The organism is Ruminococcus sp., from assembly GCF_024684275.1.
The window spans coordinates 32,840-53,376 of record NZ_JAIKXF010000090.1 but is presented as its reverse complement, the minus strand read 5'-3'; the positions used below and the strand labels follow the sequence as shown (position 1 = coordinate 53,376).

The 20,537-nt window shown below is 46.7% G+C and carries 19 protein-coding genes and 1 other annotated feature; of the genes, 13 read left to right on the top strand and 6 right to left on the bottom strand.

Annotation, left to right across the window (positions count from 1 at the left end):
* Positions 1 to 15 precede the first annotated feature (15 nt).
* On the bottom strand, positions 16 to 2,637 hold the full coding sequence (locus K5677_RS09590) for a valine--tRNA ligase (protein WP_296727293.1): 2,622 nt from the start codon (positions 2,635 to 2,637) through the stop codon (positions 16 to 18).
* 185 nt (positions 2,638 to 2,822) lie between these two features.
* Positions 2,823 to 3,061 (bottom strand) — a binding site (T-box leader).
* Between the two features lie 292 nt (positions 3,062 to 3,353).
* On the opposite strand from K5677_RS09590, the gene prfB reads away from it, so the two are divergent.
* A complete protein-coding gene (gene prfB / locus K5677_RS09585; RefSeq protein ID WP_296727291.1) occupies positions 3,354 to 4,472 on the top strand; it encodes a peptide chain release factor 2 in 1,119 nt (372 codons plus the stop codon).
* 110 nt (positions 4,473 to 4,582) lie between these two features.
* Here prfB and K5677_RS09580 read toward each other — a convergent pair whose 3' ends face one another.
* The 4 genes from K5677_RS09580 to gdhA all read right to left on the bottom strand — a co-directional run bounded on the left by K5677_RS09580 (position 4,583) and on the right by gdhA (position 7,957).
* The gene (locus K5677_RS09580; RefSeq protein ID WP_296727288.1) at positions 4,583 to 4,960 is read right to left on the bottom strand and encodes a DUF4363 family protein; all 378 of its coding nucleotides are present in this window, start codon (positions 4,958 to 4,960) and stop codon (positions 4,583 to 4,585) included.
* Positions 4,947 to 5,663, bottom strand: coding sequence for a DUF421 domain-containing protein (locus K5677_RS09575; RefSeq protein ID WP_296727286.1), 717 nt, complete (start codon positions 5,661 to 5,663; stop codon positions 4,947 to 4,949). The genes K5677_RS09580 and K5677_RS09575 overlap by 14 nt, the downstream gene beginning before the upstream one ends.
* Before the next feature lie 53 nt (positions 5,664 to 5,716).
* Positions 5,717 to 6,340 carry a cytidylate kinase-like family protein gene (locus tag K5677_RS09570; protein ID WP_296727284.1) on the bottom strand — a complete coding sequence of 208 codons (624 nt, stop codon included), beginning with the start codon at positions 6,338 to 6,340 and terminating at the stop codon, positions 5,717 to 5,719.
* A gap of 249 nt (positions 6,341 to 6,589) precedes the next feature.
* Entirely contained in the window at positions 6,590 to 7,957 is a 1,368-nt protein-coding gene (gene gdhA, locus K5677_RS09565; RefSeq protein ID WP_296727282.1) for an NADP-specific glutamate dehydrogenase, read from the bottom strand.
* 367 nt (positions 7,958 to 8,324) lie between these two features.
* On the opposite strand from gdhA, the gene K5677_RS09560 reads away from it, so the two are divergent.
* The 3 genes from K5677_RS09560 to K5677_RS09550 all read left to right on the top strand — a co-directional run bounded on the left by K5677_RS09560 (position 8,325) and on the right by K5677_RS09550 (position 10,731).
* Positions 8,325 to 8,831, top strand: a complete 507-nt coding sequence (locus K5677_RS09560; RefSeq protein WP_296727280.1) for an HD domain-containing protein — start codon at positions 8,325 to 8,327, stop codon at positions 8,829 to 8,831.
* 25 nt (positions 8,832 to 8,856) lie between these two features.
* Entirely contained in the window at positions 8,857 to 10,125 is a 1,269-nt protein-coding gene (locus K5677_RS09555) for a PLP-dependent transferase (protein WP_296727279.1), read from the top strand.
* A gap of 75 nt (positions 10,126 to 10,200) precedes the next feature.
* Positions 10,201 to 10,731 (top strand): flavodoxin domain-containing protein, encoded by a 531-nt coding sequence (locus K5677_RS09550; RefSeq protein ID WP_296727275.1) that lies wholly within the window; start codon positions 10,201 to 10,203, stop codon positions 10,729 to 10,731.
* Positions 10,732 to 10,842: 111 nt separating this feature from the next.
* On the opposite strand, the gene K5677_RS09545 is transcribed toward K5677_RS09550, so the two are convergent.
* Positions 10,843 to 11,307 carry a hypothetical protein gene (locus K5677_RS09545; protein ID WP_296727274.1) on the bottom strand — a complete coding sequence of 155 codons (465 nt, stop codon included), beginning with the start codon at positions 11,305 to 11,307 and terminating at the stop codon, positions 10,843 to 10,845.
* A gap of 173 nt (positions 11,308 to 11,480) precedes the next feature.
* On the opposite strand from K5677_RS09545, the gene K5677_RS09540 reads away from it, so the two are divergent.
* The 9 genes from K5677_RS09540 (at position 11,481) to K5677_RS09500 (ending at position 20,113) form a co-directional block, all read left to right on the top strand.
* On the top strand, positions 11,481 to 12,461 hold the full coding sequence (locus K5677_RS09540; protein WP_296727271.1) for a metal ABC transporter substrate-binding protein: 981 nt from the start codon (positions 11,481 to 11,483) through the stop codon (positions 12,459 to 12,461).
* A complete protein-coding gene (locus K5677_RS09535) occupies positions 12,461 to 13,183 on the top strand; it encodes an ABC transporter ATP-binding protein (protein ID WP_296727269.1) in 723 nt (240 codons plus the stop codon). Before K5677_RS09540 ends, K5677_RS09535 begins: the two co-directional genes overlap by 1 nt.
* Positions 13,176 to 14,045: a metal ABC transporter permease gene (locus tag K5677_RS09530; RefSeq protein WP_296727268.1), complete on the top strand. Its 870-nt coding sequence runs from the start codon at positions 13,176 to 13,178 to the stop codon at positions 14,043 to 14,045. Before K5677_RS09535 ends, K5677_RS09530 begins: the two co-directional genes overlap by 8 nt.
* Complete coding sequence (locus K5677_RS09525) at positions 14,046 to 14,513, top strand: hypothetical protein (RefSeq protein WP_296727266.1); 468 nt, start codon at positions 14,046 to 14,048, stop codon at positions 14,511 to 14,513. It abuts the gene before it with no gap.
* A gap of 152 nt (positions 14,514 to 14,665) precedes the next feature.
* A complete protein-coding gene (locus K5677_RS09520; RefSeq protein ID WP_296727264.1) occupies positions 14,666 to 15,211 on the top strand; it encodes a cupin domain-containing protein in 546 nt (181 codons plus the stop codon).
* A 38-nt stretch (positions 15,212 to 15,249) separates the two neighbouring features.
* The gene (locus tag K5677_RS09515; RefSeq protein WP_296727263.1) at positions 15,250 to 16,926 is read left to right on the top strand and encodes an AMP-binding protein; all 1,677 of its coding nucleotides are present in this window, start codon (positions 15,250 to 15,252) and stop codon (positions 16,924 to 16,926) included.
* A 129-nt stretch (positions 16,927 to 17,055) separates the two neighbouring features.
* Complete coding sequence (locus K5677_RS09510) at positions 17,056 to 17,778, top strand: sigma-70 family RNA polymerase sigma factor (RefSeq protein ID WP_296727261.1); 723 nt, start codon at positions 17,056 to 17,058, stop codon at positions 17,776 to 17,778.
* Positions 17,775 to 18,896, top strand: coding sequence for a hypothetical protein (locus K5677_RS09505; RefSeq protein WP_296727259.1), 1,122 nt, complete (start codon positions 17,775 to 17,777; stop codon positions 18,894 to 18,896). Before K5677_RS09510 ends, K5677_RS09505 begins: the two co-directional genes overlap by 4 nt.
* Positions 18,897 to 19,207: 311 nt before the next feature.
* Positions 19,208 to 20,113: a hypothetical protein gene (locus K5677_RS09500; protein ID WP_296727258.1), complete on the top strand. Its 906-nt coding sequence runs from the start codon at positions 19,208 to 19,210 to the stop codon at positions 20,111 to 20,113.
* Positions 20,114 to 20,537: the final 424 nt, after the last annotated feature.

Genomic DNA, 20,537 nt, shown 5'->3' with positions numbered 1-20,537 from the left:
AGCTTTGCTGTTTTATCACTTTCTGAACGCTGCGATAGACTGCTCTATCTTAGCCATTTTCTCTTCAGCCTTTGCAAGCTTAGCCTTTTCAGCGTCAATGAGCTGAGCAGGAGCCTTTGCTATAAAGCCCTGATTGTTCAGCTTTCCGCTGAGGAAGTCGATGTCCTTCTGAACCTTTGCCTTTTCCTTTTCAAGACGTGCTATCTCCTTCTCCTTGTCAACAAGCTCGTCCATAGGAATGAAGATACGTGCCGAGTCTGTAACTGCGTTTGCAGAATCAGGAATATCGAACTTGTCACCTGTCTCAACTGCGGAAGCAGAAGCAAGCTTCTCGAAGAATACTGCACAGGAGTTAAAGAGCTCCTTGTCGGCAGTTTCAATAAAGAGCTTAGCCTTTACTGACGGAGGTACATTCATTTCTGTACGTGTATTTCTTACAGCCTTGATAGCCGAGATTATCTTCTCGAATGCCTTTTCCTCGGCTGTGAAGTCGATAGAAGCATCATATGTGGGGTAAGTTTCAAGGATTATCATGGACTTCTCGTTATTGAGGACCTGCCATATCTCCTCGGTGATGAACGGCATGAATGGGTGGAGAAGCTTCAGCATACCCTGCATAGCCCATACAAGAACTGCCTGAGCCTTAGCCATTGTCTCGCCGCCTGCCTGTATACGGGGCTTTGTAAGCTCAATGTACCAGTCGCAGAATACGTCCCAGATAAAGTCGTATATCTTCTGTGAAGCAACGCCAAGCTCGTATTTATCGAGGTTCTCGCCGACTTCCTTAGCAAGCTGATTGAACTTGTTTACAAGCCACTTGTCCTCTAATTCAAGCTCTGTGGGAAGTCCCTTGAACTCGAAGTCCTCGGGAAGATTCATCATTATGAAACGTGAAGCGTTCCAGAGCTTGTTTGCGAAGTTACGGGCAGCCTTTACCTTGTCATCGATATAACGCATATCGTTTCCGGGCGAGTTGCCTGTAGCCAGCATGAAGCGGAGGGCATCAGCGCCGTACTCGTTGATGACTTCGAGAGGGTCGATACCATTGCCAAGAGACTTGGACATCTTGCGTCCCTGTGAATCGCGGACAAGTCCGTGGATAAGAACTGTATCAAAAGGTACCTTGCCCATATTCTCCAGACCGCTGAACATCATTCTGATTACCCAGAAGAAGATTATATCATAGCCTGTTACAAGGGTATTTGTTGGGTAGAAGTACTTCAAGTCCTCGGTATTCTCGGGCCAGCCCAGAGTTGAGAACGGCCAGAGTGCAGAGCTGAACCATGTATCAAGGGTATCGGGATCCTGTCTCATGGGCTTGCCGCACTTAGGGCAAACTGCGCTGCTTTCCTTAGTAACCACCATTTCGCCGCACTCGTCGCAGTAGAATGCAGGTATCTGATGTCCCCACCATATCTGACGGGAGATACACCAGTCCTTGATATTTTCGAGCCAGTGAAAGTATATCTTGTCGAAGCGCTCAGGAACGAACTTTGTATCGCCGTTCTTTACAGCCTTGATAGCAGGCTCAGCAAGAGGCTTCATCTTAACGAACCACTGAGTTGACACCTTAGGCTCAACAGTAGTACCGCAGCGATAGCAGGTACCTACGTTATGGCTGTATTCCTCTATCTTTACGAGAGCGCCTTCCTTTTCAAGGTCCTCAACTATCTTCTTACGTGCTTCATATCTGTCCATGCCTGCGTATGCAGGGTAATCGTCAACGATAGTAGCGTCGTCGTTCATAACATTGATAACGGGCAGCTTGTGACGGAGACCTACCTCAAAGTCGTTAGGGTCGTGAGCAGGAGTTATCTTAACTACACCTGTACCGAAGTCCATTTCAACATAATCATCGGCAACGATAGGTATCTCACGGTGAACGATAGGAAGGATAACTGTCTTGCCTACAAGGTCTGTATAGCGCTCGTCCTTTGGATTTACAGCAACAGCAGTATCACCGAGGAGAGTCTCGGGACGTGTTGTAGCAAGCTCAAGATAGCCGTCTGAATCCTTTATCTTGTAGCGGAGATGCCAGAAATGACCTGCCTGATCCTCGTAAGTTACCTCAGCGTCCGAAAGTGAAGTCTTACACTTAGGGCACCAGTTGATTATACGCTCGCCTCTGTAAATGAGACCTTTTTCATAGTACTTTATGAAAACTTCCTTGACAGCCTTTGAGCAGCCCTCATCCATAGTAAAGCGCTCTCTTGACCAGTCACATGATGAGCCCAGCTTTTTGAGCTGTTCAACGATACGTCCGCCGTACTGCTTCTTCCACTCCCAAGCGCGCTTCATAAAGCCTTCGCGTCCGAGGTCCTCCTTTGTAACGCCTTCCTTGCGCATAGCCTCAACTATCTTAGCCTCGGTAGCTATAGCAGCGTGGTCTGTACCGGGGAGCCACAGTGCGCTGTAGCCGCTCATTCTCTTCCAGCGGATAAGTATATCCTGTAATGTCTCATCAAGGGCGTGTCCCATGTGAAGCTGTCCTGTGATGTTCGGAGGGGGGATAACTATAGTGTAGGGCGTTTTCTTTGGATCAGCCTCTGCACGGAAGCAGCCCTTTTCGTTCCATGCGGCATAGATACGGTCCTCAAAGTCCTTTGGATCGTAAGCCTTTGCAAGTTCCTTTGCCATTTCGATCAATTCTCCTTTAAAAATTTTTTCGCTCATGAGTTGAGAGTTGAAAGTGGAGAGTTGAAAGTTATTGTATCTGCTCACGCAGATATATTTAAATATTCCGTCCTTGACGGCACTATAACTCTCAATTCTCAACTCTGAACTCTCAACTTAAAATAAAAAAGTCCGTCCTGCACCTTTCGGTCCAGGGCGAACTAAAGTCCGTGTTACCACCTGAATTCGGGAATAATATCCCGCACTCTGCGAAGCCGCTAAGCTTCTTCCCCTGTAACGTGAGGATCACGCCGCATACTACTGAGCAAAGCCGTTGGCACGCGAAGCTCCGAAGCTACTTCCGCAAGTCCCTCATACTGCCTTTCACCGCGCGGCAGCTCTCTGAAAATCGGGTATCCTGCGTACTCCTCTTCATCATCGCCTTTGAATACTTTACTATTATACACGATAAATTCCCGTTTGTCAAGACGGAATTGTCAGAACTGAGAGCTAAGCACTAAGATTGTAGGGGCTGCCTTTGGCAGTCAGCAGTTTCGCTGCAAATATAATAGCCAGTGTAGGGTGACATTATTCGCCTCTCTCACTATTTAATGAAGCAGCCGATTTGTGTGAGGGTAAGTCAGCTGCTTGTTTTTTTCTAAAAAATAATGTTTTGCTCTTGAAGTTGCAATAAAACTGTGATATAATATATGTATCTATGTTTGAAAGGATTTGAAACCATGATAATACTTGACGAGCTCAGAGTCGAAATGACAGGCTACCGCAAGGAAATGGCGGAGCTTGCCGACGTTCTGAATATAGAAGCCGCTAAGAAAAGAGTTGCGGAGCTTGGCGACGAGACTGCAAAGGAGGGCTTCTGGGACGATCTCGAAAATTCCCAGAAGGTGCTCAAGGAGCAGAAGTCCCTTGAAAGGAAGATCGAGCATTATAATCAGCTCAACGAAAATCTTGAAGATATAATCACTCTTATCGAGCTCTCTATCGAGGCTGACGACGAGAGCGACATCGACGAGATAAAAAAGGAGTCCGACGCCTTCAAGACAAAGCTGGAGGACGAAAAGCTGGCTACTCTCCTTACCGGCGAGTACGACAACGCTAACGCTATCCTCACCTTCCACGCAGGTGCAGGCGGCACAGAGGCTCAGGACTGGTCAGAAATGCTCTATCGTATGTACAACCGCTGGGCTGAGCGCCACGACTTCAAGGTTGAGCTTCTTGACTATCTCGACGGCGACGAAGCAGGTATGAAGTCCGCTTCTATCCTTATTGAGGGTGAAAATGCTTACGGCTATATGAAGTCTGAGTCCGGCGTTCACAGACTTGTACGTGTATCCCCATTCGACGCACAGGGACGCAGACACACCTCATTCGCAGCTCTTGAAGTAATGCCCGAGCTCGATGATTCTATCGAGGTAGATATCCGTCCCGAGGATATCGAAATGGAGGTTTACCGTTCAAGCGGTGCAGGCGGCCAGAAGGTCAACAAGACCAGTTCAGCTGTACGTCTTATCCATAAGCCCACAGGCATCGTTGTTTCATGCCAGACACAGCGAAGCCAGTACCAGAACAAGGACTATGCCATGAAGATGCTCCGTTCAAAGCTGGTTGAGATCAAGGAGAGAGAACACCTTGAAAAGATCGAGGACATCAAGGGCGTTCAGAACCAGATCGCATGGGGCTCACAGATTCGCTCATATGTATTCATGCCATATACTCTTGTAAAAGACACTCGTACAGGCTTTGAAAACGGCAATATACAGGCTGTTATGGACGGCGACATCGACGGCTTTATCAATGCTTATCTGAAGTCGCTCTCACACGGAACACTGGAAAAGTAAGTTTAGAGTTGAAAGTGGAGAGTTGAGAGTTTTTTTACGCTCAGCTCTCCTTTTTATAACATCGCCGCAGCGATACCTTAAACTCTCAACTCTGAACTCTCAATTCTCAACTAAAAGACACTATTCCAAAGCGGCGTTTCGCCGCTTTTCAGCATTTCAAGCATATGGTGCAGTTCTGCAAGCTCCGCCGTCATCTCAGTCTCCTCGTTCTCTGTCAGATAAACTATCCGCGAGCACAGGCGGTCTATCTCCACAAGCTTGTCGTATTTCAGCAATACCGAAGCCTTTTCACGGAAATTCTCCCAATCTGCGTTCATTTGCCTTGCTTTTTCGGCAGCTCCCGAAGTATTGCCGCTTTCTTCAAGGTCGTTTATCACGTTTATCTCTGAAAGGAGCGCGTCACAGCGGCGGTTCACCCATACACCCGAAAATATGCTCACACCTATGAGCAGCAGCAATATCGCTCCGCTGATCTTAACTCTCGTCATTTTTCTCCCTCAAGTTCACGATTTTCGGTGCAGTTCCATGCTTATCAGCTATAAAGCAGTTCCCGTCACTGTCTGCGGTCATGATAAAAACATCATTCACACTAATTTTATTTGCAGAAAGCAGCATTTCTACCGCACATCTGCTCAGCTTCAAGGACTTCATCGCCTGCGGTATGAATTTCCCGTCGGATATTATCATCACAGGCGGATCAGAGCAGTCCGCCGACAGCTTCATATCGCTTCTTGTGGGAGTATCCTCCGAAGGCTTTTTCATAACGGAAACGCTGCCTGTAGTTTCCACTATAGCTAACTGCACCTCGCTTATATCAAATATATCCTTGCTTCTCAGCGCCATGAGAAGATCATCAGCCGAAAAACGCAGTTCTCTCAGTATATCGCGCTCTATGCAGCCGTTTCTGACGATTATTTTCGGACTCCCCGAGATAAGGCGGCGAAGCTTCGGCAGCTTCAGATCCAGCCATGACACCATGACTTCAAAACACACCAGCGACAGAATAGGCGTAACACCGACAATAACAGGGATATTCACGTCCTCGATAGGCAGAGTTGCAATGTTTGAAACGAGGATAGTGATAACAAGCTCAGAGGGCTGAAGCTCCCCAAGCTGCCGCTTTCCCATAAGTCTCACGGCAAATATTACAAGAACGTACAGAATAACCGAGCGGATCAGTATAACGCACATAAAAACAGCTCCTTTGCAGCTATTGTACCGCAAAAGGAGCTGTTTTATTCTGTTTATCCTGCAAATCGCTTATTATATTCCTTATAAGCCTTTACAATTATATCCGCACAAAGATCGTCGCCAAGTTCGGCGCTGTTGAGGCAGAGTGAATACTGATCCTTATCCTGCCAGTTTTTTCCTGTATTTACGTTATAGAAGGTCTCGCGGCGCTTATCAGCCTTTTTCATCGTTGATTCGACTTTTTTCTCCTCAACGCCGTAATCAGCTATGGCACGTTTCATGCGCGACTCAGTATCAGCGTAGATATAAACGCTGAAACAGCCCTTTTCTTCGAGTATATAGTTACCGCATCTGCCTACAAGCACGAAGCTTTTTTCCTGCTCTGCGATCTCGTTTATGATACGGCTCTCCATAATGAAGACCTTATCTGAGAGCGGAAGATTTTCCTCCATAGTTCTTGCCGGATTTGCCGAAAGCAGCAGCGAATAAAGGAAGCTCGTTGGAACATTTTCCTCTGCATTTTCCAGATTCTTAACAGCGATGCCGCATCTCTCGGCTGTCATTTTCAGTATCTGACGATTATAGCAGTTGATACCAAGCTTTTCAGCAACAAGATTACCGATGACGCTTCCGCCGCTTCCGTACTGTCGTTCAATTGTAATGATAGGTTTTTTCATCGGTGTTACCTCCGTATAGATAAAATATTATTGAAACTTTGATAAAACAAGCATAATAGTATTATACCACATTTTGCACATATTTCAAGTTATCTTACAATAACTATTGTCTAAAACGGATATTTCTATGTTTTCAACAATTTGCTGCCGCATGATTTGTGCACATTATTAAAATAAAATATCTCCCGTCGCTTAACACAACGGGAGATAATAAGTTTACATTACTGTTTAAAATATATCAGTTTCGGATCAAACACAGCCCTGAGCCTTCATAGCCTCAGCTACTTTAAGGAAGCCTGCAATGTTAGCACCAGCCATGTAGTTGCCAGCCATGCCGTACTCCTTAGCAGCGTCGTCGCAAGCCTTGAAGATAGACTTCATGATGCCGTGGAGCTTCTCATCAACTTCCTCGAATGTCCAGCTGAGTCTCTCGCTGTTCTGGCTCATTTCGAGACCTGATGTAGCAACACCGCCAGCGTTTGCAGCCTTAGCAGGACCATAGAGGAGACCATTTGAGAGGTATGTCTCGATAGCCTCAGGAGTTGAAGGCATATTTGCACCCTCAGCTATAGCGTAGCCGCCGTTAGCAACGATAGCCTTAGCGCCGTCAGCGTTGATCTCGTTCTGTGTAGCACATGGAAGAGCGATGTCAAGCTTGATATCGCCTGCATTGCACTTGAGTGTCCAAACGCTGCCCTCGTGGTACTCAGCATTCTTGTGTGAAGTTCTGCCGACATACTCCTTGATTCTGCCGCGCTCAACCTCCTTGATCTGCTTAACGAGATCAAGATCGATTCCGTCAGGATCGTAGATATAGCCGTTAGAGTCGGAAACAGTAACTACCTTAGCGCCGTACTGTGTAGCCTTCTCTGTAGCATAGATAGCAACGTTGCCTGAGCCTGAGATAACAACTGTCTGTCCCTTGAAGCTCTTGCCGTTAGCCTGAAGCATTTCGTTTGTGAAGTAGCAGAGACCGTAACCTGTAGCCTCTGTTCTTGCAAGTGAACCGCCGTATGTAAGGCCCTTACCTGTGAGAACGCCAACGAACTCGTTGCGGATCCTCTTGTACTGACCGAACATGAAGCCGATCTCTCTTGCGCCTGTTCCGATATCACCTGCAGGAACGTCGCAGTCAGCGCCGATGTGCTTGCAGAGCTCTGTCATGAAGCTCTGGCAGAAGCGCATGATCTCTCCGTCGCTCTTGCCCTTAGGATCAAAGTCGGAACCGCCCTTGCCGCCGCCCATAGGCAGTGTTGTAAGGCTGTTCTTGAATACCTGCTCGAAACCGAGGAACTTGATGATTCCGAGATATACTGATGGGTGAAGTCTGATACCGCCCTTGTAAGGTCCGATAGCAGAGTTAAACTGTACTCTGAAGCCTCTGTTTACCTGTACCTTGCCCTTGTCATCTACCCAGGGAACACGGAAAATGATCTGTCTCTCAGGCTCTACGATACGCTCGAAAACGCCTGCATCGATAAGGTCCTGTCTCTTCTCAGCAACAGGCTGAAGTGTCTCAAGAACCTCTGTAACTGCCTGGATAAACTCAGGCTCGCCCGGATTTCTCTTCTTAACTGTTTCTAAAAGATCGATAAGATACTGATTTTTTAACGCCATTGTTAAAAAACCTCCTTTTCAAAATTCTGCGACTAACGCAGTTCACGAATAATTATAGCACTCCGCACAGCATTTTGCAATACCTTAAAGCGGTGAAATTCATTTTTTTCTCGTTTTTGTCTCTACTGCACAAAATGCGTATTGATTTTTATTGATTTCTTACAATGCTTTTGTATAGATCTACAGTTCCTCTGCTCCAAATTTGTAAGATGTAGTTTACAGAAATTGTACCATGCTTCGACAGGCAGGATTTATTATTTTATATTTTGCTGTTTTTATATTGATTTTTTGCGTGATTTATTGTATAATATCTATATTGGATAATTTTCCAATGTAAAGAGAGAAAGACAACAAGGAGGGAAACGATATGCTTAAAGCAATATGTTCCCGAAAGGAGCTCACCTCAAACAGCTATTACGACTGCGTCAAGGACATAATCGGCTGTCAGCAGGTGCAGGAGCTCAGGTCTATCACCCACCATGTATCAACCACCCGCTTCCAGCACTGCGTGAACGTTTCATACTATTCTTATATGGTATGCAGAAAATTCAGGCTCAACGCACGTTCAGCCGCAAGAGCAGGGCTTCTCCACGACCTTTTCTATTATGATAGAAAACAGTATAATTCCGAAAAGCTGAAAGGTCAGGCTTCCCATAGCAAAAACCATGCCATGCTCGCCTGCGCAAACGCCTCAGAGATCACAAAGATCTCACAGCTCGAACGGGACATGATAGAGAAGCATATGTGGCCCGTGACCAGACCAATGCCTAAATATAAGGAAACATATATTATCACAGTTATTGACAAATACTGTGCGATACTGGAATTCTGCGTTCCAAAGGTTCAGCGCATAGTTCACAGAAAAGCACAGTAATAATATACAACGGAGGTATCCTACAATGAAGATTGAAACAAAATGCCTGCACGCAGGCTACACACCAAAGAATACTGAGCCCAGAGTAGTACCTATAGTACAGAGTACTACATACGTTTACGACTCAACAGATGACGTTGCGGCAGTATTCGATGATCCTACAAAAAGTCTTATTTATTCGCGCTTTGAGAACCCGACAGTTATGGCTGTTGAGGACAAGATAGCCGCTCTTGAAGGCGGTATCGGCGCAATGTGTACCTCCAGCGGTCAGGCAGCCTCTCTGCTCTCCCTGCTCAACATCCTGAAGGCAGGCGACAGCTTCATCTCGGCAGCTACCATCTACGGCGGTACGATCAATCTTTTCGCATACACACTGAAAAAGCTCGGGATCGAATGTATTTTTGTTGACGCAGACGCTCCGGAGTCTGAGATAAGAGCTGCTTTCAAGCCCAATACTAAGGCAGTTTTCGGCGAAACTCTCGCAAATCCAGCCCTCACTGTATTTGATATTGAGAAATTCGCAAGGATAGCTCACGAAAACGGCGTTCCTCTCATCATCGACAACACCTTCCCCACACCTATCCTTTGCAGACCTTTCGAGTTCGGTGCGGATATCGTTATCCACTCTACTACTAAGTACATGGACGGTCATGCAGTTCAGGGCGGCGGCGTTATCGTTGATTCAGGCAACTTTGACTGGACAAACGGCAAGTTCCCTGAGTTCACAGAGCCTGACGAGAGCTATCACGGAACTATCTATACAAAGGCATACGGCAAGGCTGCATACATCGTAAAAGCAAGAATGCAGCTTATGAGAGACTTCGGCTGCTATCCTTCGGCACAGTCCGCATTCTACCTCAATCTCGGTCTGGAGACACTCCATATCCGTATGAAGGAGTACTGCGTAAACGCTATGAAGGTAGCTGAGTACCTCGAAGCAAACGAACACGTTGAATCAGTAAACTACCCCGGACTTGCAAGCAGCAAATACCATGAGCTGGCTAAGAAGTACCTCCCCAACGGTACAAGCGGCGTTATCTCCTTTATCATCAAGGACGGCAAGAACGCAGCTATCAAGTTCATGGATTCCCTCAAGCTCGCTTCAAACGAGGTACACGTTGCTGATATCCGTACCTGTGTGCTCCATCCTGCAAGCGCTACACACCGTCAGCTCACTGACGAGCAGCTCATTGCAGCAGGCATCAACGGCGGTCTTGTAAGATTATCAGTCGGACTTGAAAATGTTGAGGATATCCTTGATGACCTCAGACAGGCATTTGCAGCTCTTGACTAATCATAACATCTCAGCACTGTTCTTTGCACTGATACCTAAAATACATTCAACGAGCCATAAAAAGAGGTAATAATTATGAGAACTATTATTGTATATTCATCACAGACAGGCTTTACTAAAAAATACGCAGAATGGCTGGCAGAAAAGCTGGGTGCCGAGATAATGACAATAAAGGACGCCCGCAAAAAGGACGATAAATATTTTGATAGCTATGACGCCATAATCTACGGCGGCTGGGTAGCTGTTGAAAAGATACATAAGGCTGATTGGTTCACCAGCAGGATAGAAAAATGGCAGAGCAAAAAGCTTGCCATGTTCTGCGTAGGAGCAAGCCCTGCTAAATACTCGGGAGTGGACAATCTTCTAAAAAAAGCACTTACCGACGACCAGAAAAAGTATGCAAAGGTATTCTACTGCGAGGGCGGACTGAATTACGAGAAAATGTCCCTCGGTTCAAAAATGCTCATGAAGACCTTTGCTGCCATGATAAACGGCAAAAAGGAGAAAACTCCGGACGACATCGCAATGGCTGAACACGTTTCAAAATCGGGCGATTATACCGACAAGAGATACATTGAGCCGATCGCGGCATATATTACGCAGTAAAAGCGAGGGCGTGACAATTGTCACGCCCTCTTTTTTCTGCCTGATTCTGCCTGATGCTTACTGACATCTATACATAAAACAGGCGTAAAGATAATTCTTTACGCCTGTTTCTCAGTCTTTCCTGAAAAGCTCTCTGAGCACCATTGCTCCGCCTGCCGCAGTCATGCCGAACATCACTATAAACGTGAATGCACTGGAGCGTATCCAGTGGAGATGTGTAGTCATCATAACACTGAGCAGAACGATTATTATTCCGATAGCAAGCACTATCCAGCCGAATATCTTTCTATCCATGAGAAACAGCATACCTATGCCTATGATTATAGGCAGCATTATCAGTCCGTTGGGAAGCCCGAAGCCCCCTATCCTGAAAAATGAGCCTCCGTAGCCCCATGAGCTCGTGACCTCGATATTCTGGAATATCATGAACAGTCCGCCGCCCAACAGAAGAAGTCCTATAAAGAACGACAAAAGCCTGTTCCCCTTGCTCTTGTTTGCAGCACGTGCGCTGTCACGAGTTTCAAGGAGCTCCTTGTACATTTTGTCAAGCTCTTTATCTTTGTTCGTTTTTGGCATAATACCGCCCCCTATTATCAATATTACAAGGTAATTATACATTAAAGCGCAGCAAATGTCAAGTATATCGCTGCAGGAGAGGATTTCTTTAAAAAAGCTCTTGACAAACCGCAAAACATGGTATATAATAAATTGAAAATGATTATCAAATTCAAATATGAGGTGTTGTTCAAATGTTCCGGATCGGCAGATTTCTTTCCCTTGCAGCAGCCGCTGTTCTTGCGGTTTCAGTATCCACAGGCTGTGCCAATAGTGCTTCTTCCAAAAAGAACGGCAAAATAAGCATAGTCTGCACCACATTTTCGGAATACGACTGGACAAGAAATATTATCGGAGACACCGACAGTGCTGAAGTAACTTATCTTCTCGGCAGCGGCGTTGACCTTCATAACTACCAGCCCACAGCACAGGATATACTGACCATTTCCAGCTGTGACCTGCTTATGTACGTTGGGGGCGAGTCCGAGAGCTGGGTCACAGATGCCCTAAAGGACACGAAGAATAAGGATATGAAGGTACTGAGGCTCTTTGACGTTCTTGGTCAGAGCATCAAGGAAGAGGAGCTCAAAGAGGGCATGGAGCCCGAGGAGGAGGAAGACGAAGGCGAGGAAGGTCCTGAATACGACGAGCACGTATGGCTGTCTGTAAAGAATGCCGAGGTCATCTGTGAGGCTATATGCAGCTCGATATGCGAAAAGGACGCAGAAAATGCCGATAAATACCGCGCTAACCTTGAATCCTACAAGGCTGAGCTGAAAAAACTGGACGACAGCTTCACCGAAATGGCTGACAACGCTAAGACAAAGACTATTCTTTTCGGAGACCGCTTTCCATTCCGCTATCTTGTCGATGACTACGGCATAGACTACTATGCAGCCTTTGCAGGCTGTTCGGCGGAAACTGCCGCAAGCTTTGAGACTATCGCAAAGCTTGCTGAAAAAGTGAACGAGCTCAGCCTTGACACCGTATTTATCATCGAAAACTCTGATGATTCCATTGCAAAATCCATAATCGCAAACTCTAAAAACAAGGACGTCAATATCGAAAAGCTCAATTCGCTTCAGTCCATAACAATGAAAGACATAAACAACGGAGCGACCTATATTTCCCTTATGGAGCAAAATCTTGAAACACTTGAGAGGGTGCTTGACTAATGAGTGCATTGCTTAAATGCGAGAACGTTTCTCTCGGCTATGAGGGTGATGTCATCGCCAAAAATCTTAATTTCACTGTAAGCAGCGGCGATTACCTCTGTATCGTCGGCGAGAACGGTTCGGGCAAGAGTACGCTGATAAAGGCTCTTCTCGGACTAAAGCCTCCCATCAGCGGCAATATTGAGCTCTGCGGCGGAATGGGCAAAAACGAGATAGGCTATCTTCCCCAGCAGACTATGGTGCAGAGAGACTTCCCCGCCTCAGTGCGCGAGATAGTCCTTTCGGGCTGTATGAACCGCTGCGGACTTCGTCCGTTCTACAACAAAGAGGAAAAACGGCTGGCTCATGACATGATGAGAAGACTTGAGATAGAGCCTCTCACCAAGCGCTGCTACAGAGAGCTTTCAGGCGGTCAGCAGCAGCGTGTGCTCCTTGCAAGAGCTCTGTGCGCTGCAAGAAAGATGATACTCCTTGACGAGCCTGTAACAGGCCTCGATCCAAAGGCTACCAACGAGATGTACGAGCTTATCAGCAGCCTCAACAAAAAGGACGGTATAACCGTCATCATGGTTTCCCATGATATGAACGCCGCTGTGAGATACGCCTCGCATATACTGCACATCGGCGGAAAACAGCTGTTTTTCGGCACTAAAGATGACTATATCAACAGCAAGATAGGTCAGGCTTTCCTTTCCGTTATGGGAGGTGAGGACGATGAGTGAAATGTTTTCAACGCTGGGCAGATACTTTGAAATGCCCACAGTCCGCTATGCTCTTATAGTTGGACTGCTGATAGCCCTCTGCTCCTCGCTTTTAGGCGTAACGCTGGTAATGAAGCGTTTTTCATTCATCGGCGACGGACTCTCCCATGTAGCATTCGGCGCTATGGCGATAGCTACAATCACGGGGATAACCAATAATATGCTCATAATCATGCCTGTCACAGTATGCTCGGCAGTTCTTCTGCTCAGAACGGGCAGCAACACCAAGATAAAGGGCGACGCTGCCATTGCAATGATCTCCGTGGGAGCTCTGGCTCTGGGCTATATGCTCATGAATATCGCCTCACAGAGCGGCAGCGGCAGAACATCGGGAAATGTTACCGCTGATGTGTGCAGTACCCTTTTCGGCTCGACGGCTATCCTCACCCTTTCTCTTGCAGACGTATGGATATGCGTGGCTATGTCGGTCATCGTTATCGCAATATTCCTCATATTCTACAACAAGATATTCGCTGTGACATTCGACGAGAGCTTTGCAAAAGCTACGGGTGTCCGCTCAGACCTGTATAATCTGCTCATTGCAGTAGTGATCGCTATAATTATAGTAATCGCTATGAATTTCGTAGGCTCGCTGCTGATATCGGCGCTGATAATCTTCCCTGCCCTGTCGGCAATGCGCGTGTTCAAGAGCTTCCGCAGCGTTATCATCTGCTCGGTTATAATCTCCCTGCTCTGTGCATTTTTCGGCATAATAATCTCTATCCTTGCAGGAACTCCTGTAGGCTCTACTATAGTTTCGGCAGACATTATCGTTTTCTTCATATTCTGTCTTACATCATTCATACTAAGGAGAGGAAAATAAATGAAAAAGCTTGCAATCGCAGTTGTTTTATGCTTGTGTACAGCCCTTTTCTCCGGCTGCGGCAATACTGATAAAACTGATAAAAGCTCCCCCGACACAACAAAAAGTACTTCCTCGGACGGCATAGACCTTGACCTGACAAAAATGAGCAGTACTATGGTGTACAGCACCGTTTACAGCATGATGACAAAACCTGAGGACTATATAGGTAAAAAAATCAGGGTAACAGGCAATTTCAATGCTTATCACAATGATCAGACTGATAAAACATACTTTTCCGTTATTATTGCAGATGCAACAGCCTGCTGTCAGCAGGGACTTGAATTCGACCTCGGAAGCAGCTGCAAATACCCCGACGACTATCCGCACGAAAACGCCCTGATCACTGTTACAGGCGACTTCACGACGTATATGGAAAATAATTACGAATACTGCCAGCTAAAAAATGCTTCCTATAAGCTCAAATGAGCAAAAAGCACAAAACACTTCTGCTTTTACGCGCGGAAGTGTTTTTCTTTACCATAAATACCCCCATGTCTTGACAAAAGCCTTCAAAATGTGCTATCATTAAATTTATACAGTTTAATGTATTAGTATTTTTATAAAGAGGAGGTTGCGCTATGGAAACTATTAACGAGATCGCAGCACGTATCCGAGAGCTGCGTGAGGTGTGCGACTACACACAGGAAAAGCTTGCTCAGGAACTTGGACTTTCCACAGAGCAGTATGCAGGCTATGAACAGAATGGGGATTTTCCAATAAGCGTCATCTATGAGATCGCAAATAAATTCGGAGTCGATTTTAATGAGCTGGTCACAGGCGAACCCAGCCGTATCGACACATATCAGGTCGTCCGCCGCGGTAAGGGCAGAAGCATAAGCCGTTTCCCGGGTTATCGCTTCAAGGATCTTGCTTTCCGATATGCCGATAAGATAATGCAGCCGCTTCTTGTTACACTTGAGCCCTCTGACGAGCCTGCAAAGCTCGTAAGCCACTCAGGACAGGAGTTCAACCTTGTACTCAAGGGCACTGTCGCTGTAATATTCGAGGATCAGGAAATCATCCTCAACGAGGGCGATTCCATATACTTCAACCCTACCTATCTCCACGGACAGCGCTGCGTGGGCGACAGCAAAGCAAGATTTCTCACTATGATCGCTGAATAAAGCCGCTTCTGGGCAAATAAAAAGGAGTTCTTATAATCATGCTTTTAGACCGATATCTTCCCCGTATCGAATTTGATTCATACGAGGATTTCAAGAAAAATTACCGCGTAAACGTTCCCGAGGACTTCAACTTCGGCTGGGACATCGTTGACGAATGGGCAAAGCAGGAGCCCGAGAAAAAGGCTCTTGTATGGCTTAGTCACGATAAGCAGGAGAGAACGTTCACATTTACCGATATTTCTAAGCTTTCAAACAAGACCTGCAACTATTTCCGCAGTCTTGGACTGAAAAAGGGCGATGTAGTACTTCTTATACTCCGCCGCCGCTGGGAGTACTGGGTAATAGCTACCGCTCTCCATAAAATGGGCGTTATCCTTATCCCCGGAAACCTGCTCTTTACTACACACGACATTGCGTACCGCGGCAATATGGCCGGTATCTCTGCTATTATCGCCTGTGATGACGAATACATACGCGGACAGATAGACGGGGCTGCTCCAGAAATAAAAACTCTCCGCAAGAAAATAGCCGTTGCAGAGCCCCGTGAGGGCTGGGACTTCTTCGAGGACGAGATAGAAAAATATCCCGACACCTTTGAGCGTCCTACAGGCGCCGAGGCTACAAAGGCTACAGACACAATGCTCATATACTTCACATCAGGCTCAACAGGTATGCCTAAAATGGTATGTCACAACTTCGCACATCCTTTAGGTCACATCGTTACCGCTAAATACTGGCATCAGGTACAGGAAAACAAGCTCCATATGTCCATATCAGACTCAGGCTGGGCTAAGTTCGGCTGGGGCAAGATATACGGACAGTGGATATGCGGTGCTATCCAGTTTGCCTATGACTTCACAGGCAGATTCAACGCAAAGGATATTCTTGAGGTCATCAGCCACTACAAGCTGACTACATTCTGTGCTCCGCCTACAATGTACCGCTTTATGCTCCAGGAGGATATGACTAAATACGACCTTTCCTCTATCCAGAATTTCTGCAATGCAGGCGAGCCCCTTAATCCCGAGGTATTCAACCGTATCTACGAGCTCACAGGCAAGAAGATGCGCGAGGGCTTCGGTCAGACAGAGGGTACCGTACTTATCGCAAACTTCCCGTGGATAGATCCAAAGCCCGGCTCAACAGGAAAACCTTCACCGCTCTATAATATCCACCTGCTCCGTCCCGACGGTACAGAGTGCGACGACGGTGAAGAAGGCAGCATCATGGTTTGCGGCATAGACAAGGAGCGTCCTACAGGTCTGTTCTGCGGCTATTACAAGAACCCTGAGCTGACTGAGGCTGTCCTCGGCGGCGAGAACTACGACACAGGCGACGTTGCATGGAGAGATTCAAAGGGTTATTACTGGTTCGTAGGCAGAAACGACGACGTTATCAAGTGCTCGGGCTATCGTATAGGACCATTCGAGGTCGAGAGCGCTCTCCTCACCCACCCCGCTGTTGTTGAGTCAGCTATCACAGGTGCGCCCGATCCTATCAGAGGTCAGGTAGTCAAGGCTACAGTCGTTCTCGCTGAGGGCTATACTCCGTCACCTGAGCTCACAAAGGAGCTTCAGGATCACGTTAAGCGCGAGACCGCTCCTTACAAGTATCCCCGTGTTATCGAGTATGTAAAGGAGCTCCCGAAAACTCTCGGCGGCAAGATAAAGCGTGCACAGATACGCCATCAGGACGAGGAAAACTCAGCAAAGTAAACACTCACATTCCATCGAATATTCGGCGCCCGTCCCAATGGTCGGGCGCTTTTTGCAAAAAAATATTTTTATTACCCCGCTTTTATAAATTATCGTACGTAAACTATTATTACATTGGGGGTGGCACATATGAATTCTGATGCACATCAAATCATATCCCAGGTCTATAAGGCTAAAAAAGACAGCCACGCGGCAGATGAGCTCATACAGGCTTATATGCCATTTATCAAGTCCGAAACAGCCAAATTCCTAAACCGTCCGCCCGACAAAAGCGACGATGAGCTCAGCATAGCCATGTTCGCTTTTTATGAATCTATCCGAAACTACTCTAAGCTGCGCGGTTCATTCCTTAAATTTGCAGCCCTTCAGATAAAGAACCGCCTGATAGATAACTATAGAAAAGAAAAACGAAATAAGGGACAGATATCGCTGGACGTTTCCGACGATGACAAACAGGACCTGAAAGATACAATACGCGACGAACACGATAAATACCAAGAAAACGAACTAAGAGAAGCAACACAGCAGGAAATAGCAGAACTTTCAGCTCAGATGCAGGACTTCGGCGTTTCAATGACCGACGTTGCGGAGAATTCTCCACGTCAGCGCCGTACTCTTGAAATATGCCAGAAGGCTGTTCAGTACGCAAGAAACAATCCCGAAATACTGGATGACTTTCTCAGGACTAAGCGCGTTCCGCTGGCTAAGCTGGCAGAGGGCGCAAATGTAGAGAGAAAGTCCCTTGAAAGACATAGACGCTATCTTGTGGCAGTGCTTCTCATTTGCACCAACGGCTATGAGATAATGCGCGGTCATATAATGCAGGTACTCAAAGGTGGTGAAAACAAATGAAATATATGGTAATGGAATGTCACGAGGGCTATGCTGTCCTTATGGACGAGGATTCCCGCTTCGTACAGGCGGCAAATCTCCGCTATAAGATCGGACAGACCGTCACCGATCCCGTTCTGATGAACGCCGAGGAGTCAAACCGCGGAAGGATCAGTATGCATATTTCAAAATTTGTTGCAGCTGCAGCCTGCCTTACAATTGCAGTCTCCGCAGGAGCTTTATACTATTCAAGCAACTATAAGGCTCATTCAACTGTACTTATCTCATCTGAGGCTAATGTTCGCATGGAGCTCAACAAAAAGGGCAAGGTGCTCAATATCAGCGCCGAAAATGCAGACAGTGACGAGATAATCAAAAATTATGACGGCAAGGGCAAGGATATGCTCGACGCCGCAAACGATATTATAGATATCGAAAAAGACAAGGGATACATCGAAAGCGGCGATACAGTCGATTTCTATATCAAAGCCGAGACTCCTTCTGAATACAATTCTTATAAATCCGACCTCATAACAGGTATTCCCGACGTAAAGGTAAAGGTTCAGGAGCTTGACGGCAAAAAGCCTCACGAAATAAATCCGCCTGAACCACCGAAGGCTGATCCTGAAAAGGACAGCAAGAAGCCGGAGCCGCCTAAGCCTGCGGATAAGAATACACCACCTAAGCCAGATGACAAGGCCGAGCCTCCAAGGCCTGCGGATTCAGCTCCGCCGGCACCTGCATCTCCGCCTGCATCAAACAATAATGCAGCTCCACAGGTAAAGCAGCCCGAAGCACCTCCTGCTCCGCCTGCTTCACCAGATGCTCCGGTTCCGCCTAAGCCCGATGGGGGTGCAGCTCCGAAGCCAAATGATAAGGTCGAGCCGCCAAAGCACGTTGATGACGCAGCTCCTCATGCACCTGCGTTGCCTAAGAAAAAAATACAGCTAAAAAAAGAAGTATTAGGCACTCTCAGTCTTTCGGAGATCAATACATATAAAGCTCTTACTCCGCTGCCAGAGTCAGCTGCTCCCGAAGCTCCTGCTACGGAAGCGGATAAGAATACAGGACCAGCTCGGGAAGCACTGCCCGAAGCTGAAAACATTCAAAGCCCTCCACTTCCAATTCCCCTTCCCTAACCTATTGCAAATAGGAAACATGAGATCCTTCATAAATTTGCCTGACCTCACATTCCTCTTAAACTGTCGGTCAGGCAAAGGAAAGAGCACTGCTTTAGCACAGCAGTGCTTTTTCATTTACTGCAAAAATACAATGATCTATGCCCATAAAAAATTTTTTGGATTATTTTCAGAATACCCCGTTTTTTTATTTCATGCTCCGTAAGCTATTAACATAAGGCGAATAAATAAGAAGTTCGCACAAAGTCAATTGCTCCCAAAGGGAGTAAAATAAATGGACTTATCCAGTCCATAAAAAAGGAGTAATTACAATGAGAAGCAAAAAGATCTTTGCTGCACTCGCTGCAATGTCAATGATGGCATCAGCCGGAAGCTTCAACGCTTTCGCCGCAGAGGCAGACGAAGCAGAAGCAGTTACAACTGCTGTCGTAACTGAGGCTTCATCTGAGACAGTCGAAACTGAGTCTGCTGCAGCCGAAGAAGCTGCTGCTGAGGAAGAAGCAACAGAGGCAGTTACTGAAGACGAAAAGCCACAGCCCCCTGCAGCTCCTGTTATTCTTGATGTAACTGAGATCATTGACCAGATTCGTTTTTTCATTGAAGCAGCAAATATTGAGGTATTAAACGATACTATTATCGAAAACTGGGATCTTATCGACAAGGTTGAGGTTCATTTCCACGAGAATGAGAAGCCTGTTCCTCCTGTTCCTCCTGTAACAGAGGCAAAGGAAGAAGCTGAAGAAACAGATGCTGAAGCAACTGAGGAAGCTGAGAAGCCCACAAAGCCTCTCCACCATGTTCACCTTGAACTTACAGACCTTTTCTATCAGTTCCGTGACATGATCGACATGGACAAGATCGATTTCCTTGATGACGAAGTTAAGGAGCAGATCATGAATGCTAAGGATATCCATGCTGATATTCACTTCAAGCACGAAAAGCCGGAGCCTCCTGCTCCTCCAGTTCCTCCTGTAGAGGACGAGAACGCAGAGAAGCCAGAGCCTCCCACACCTCCAACACCACCAGCTCCTCCGGTAGATGATGAGAAGCCTGAGCCTCCTACACCTCCAACTCCTCCTGTACCTCCGGTACATGAAGAGCACAAGAAGCCAGAGCCTCCTAAGCATATCAAGATCGGTCAGGAAGAGCTTGACTCAGCTATCGCAGCAGGTGCTATTAAGGCTCCAGCTGCACCAGCAGTAGAAACTGCAGAATAATGGTTTGACCAGTCACTGACTGTTCAGCATAAAACAAACTTGTCTTTGCCCGAAAGGGTATTTCCCCAAAAAGACAGGTCACTTCGATCCAATCCCAATCCCCTTTATCCTCTTTTACCCTTGTATCTGCACGCTCGGTAAAAGTGCGGATAACCAAGATGTAAAGAAAACGCCGCAAAAGCATATTTTTGCGGCGCTCTTTTTTTGGGCGCAGTGCCTGCGCTCCCTTTCTCCGCGAGTGATATAAAAATGAAAGACTGCTCTCAGCGCGTGATTACGTGCCTGCGCTCCCGGCTCCGCGATAGAGTTATACCGTATGCCAAGCATATCTCCGCATATGTTATTGTGTGATTCTTGCGGTTTTTCTTTATTCGGTTGCTATTTATAAAAATGTATGTTATAAGCGCGGAGCCCACGCCACCAT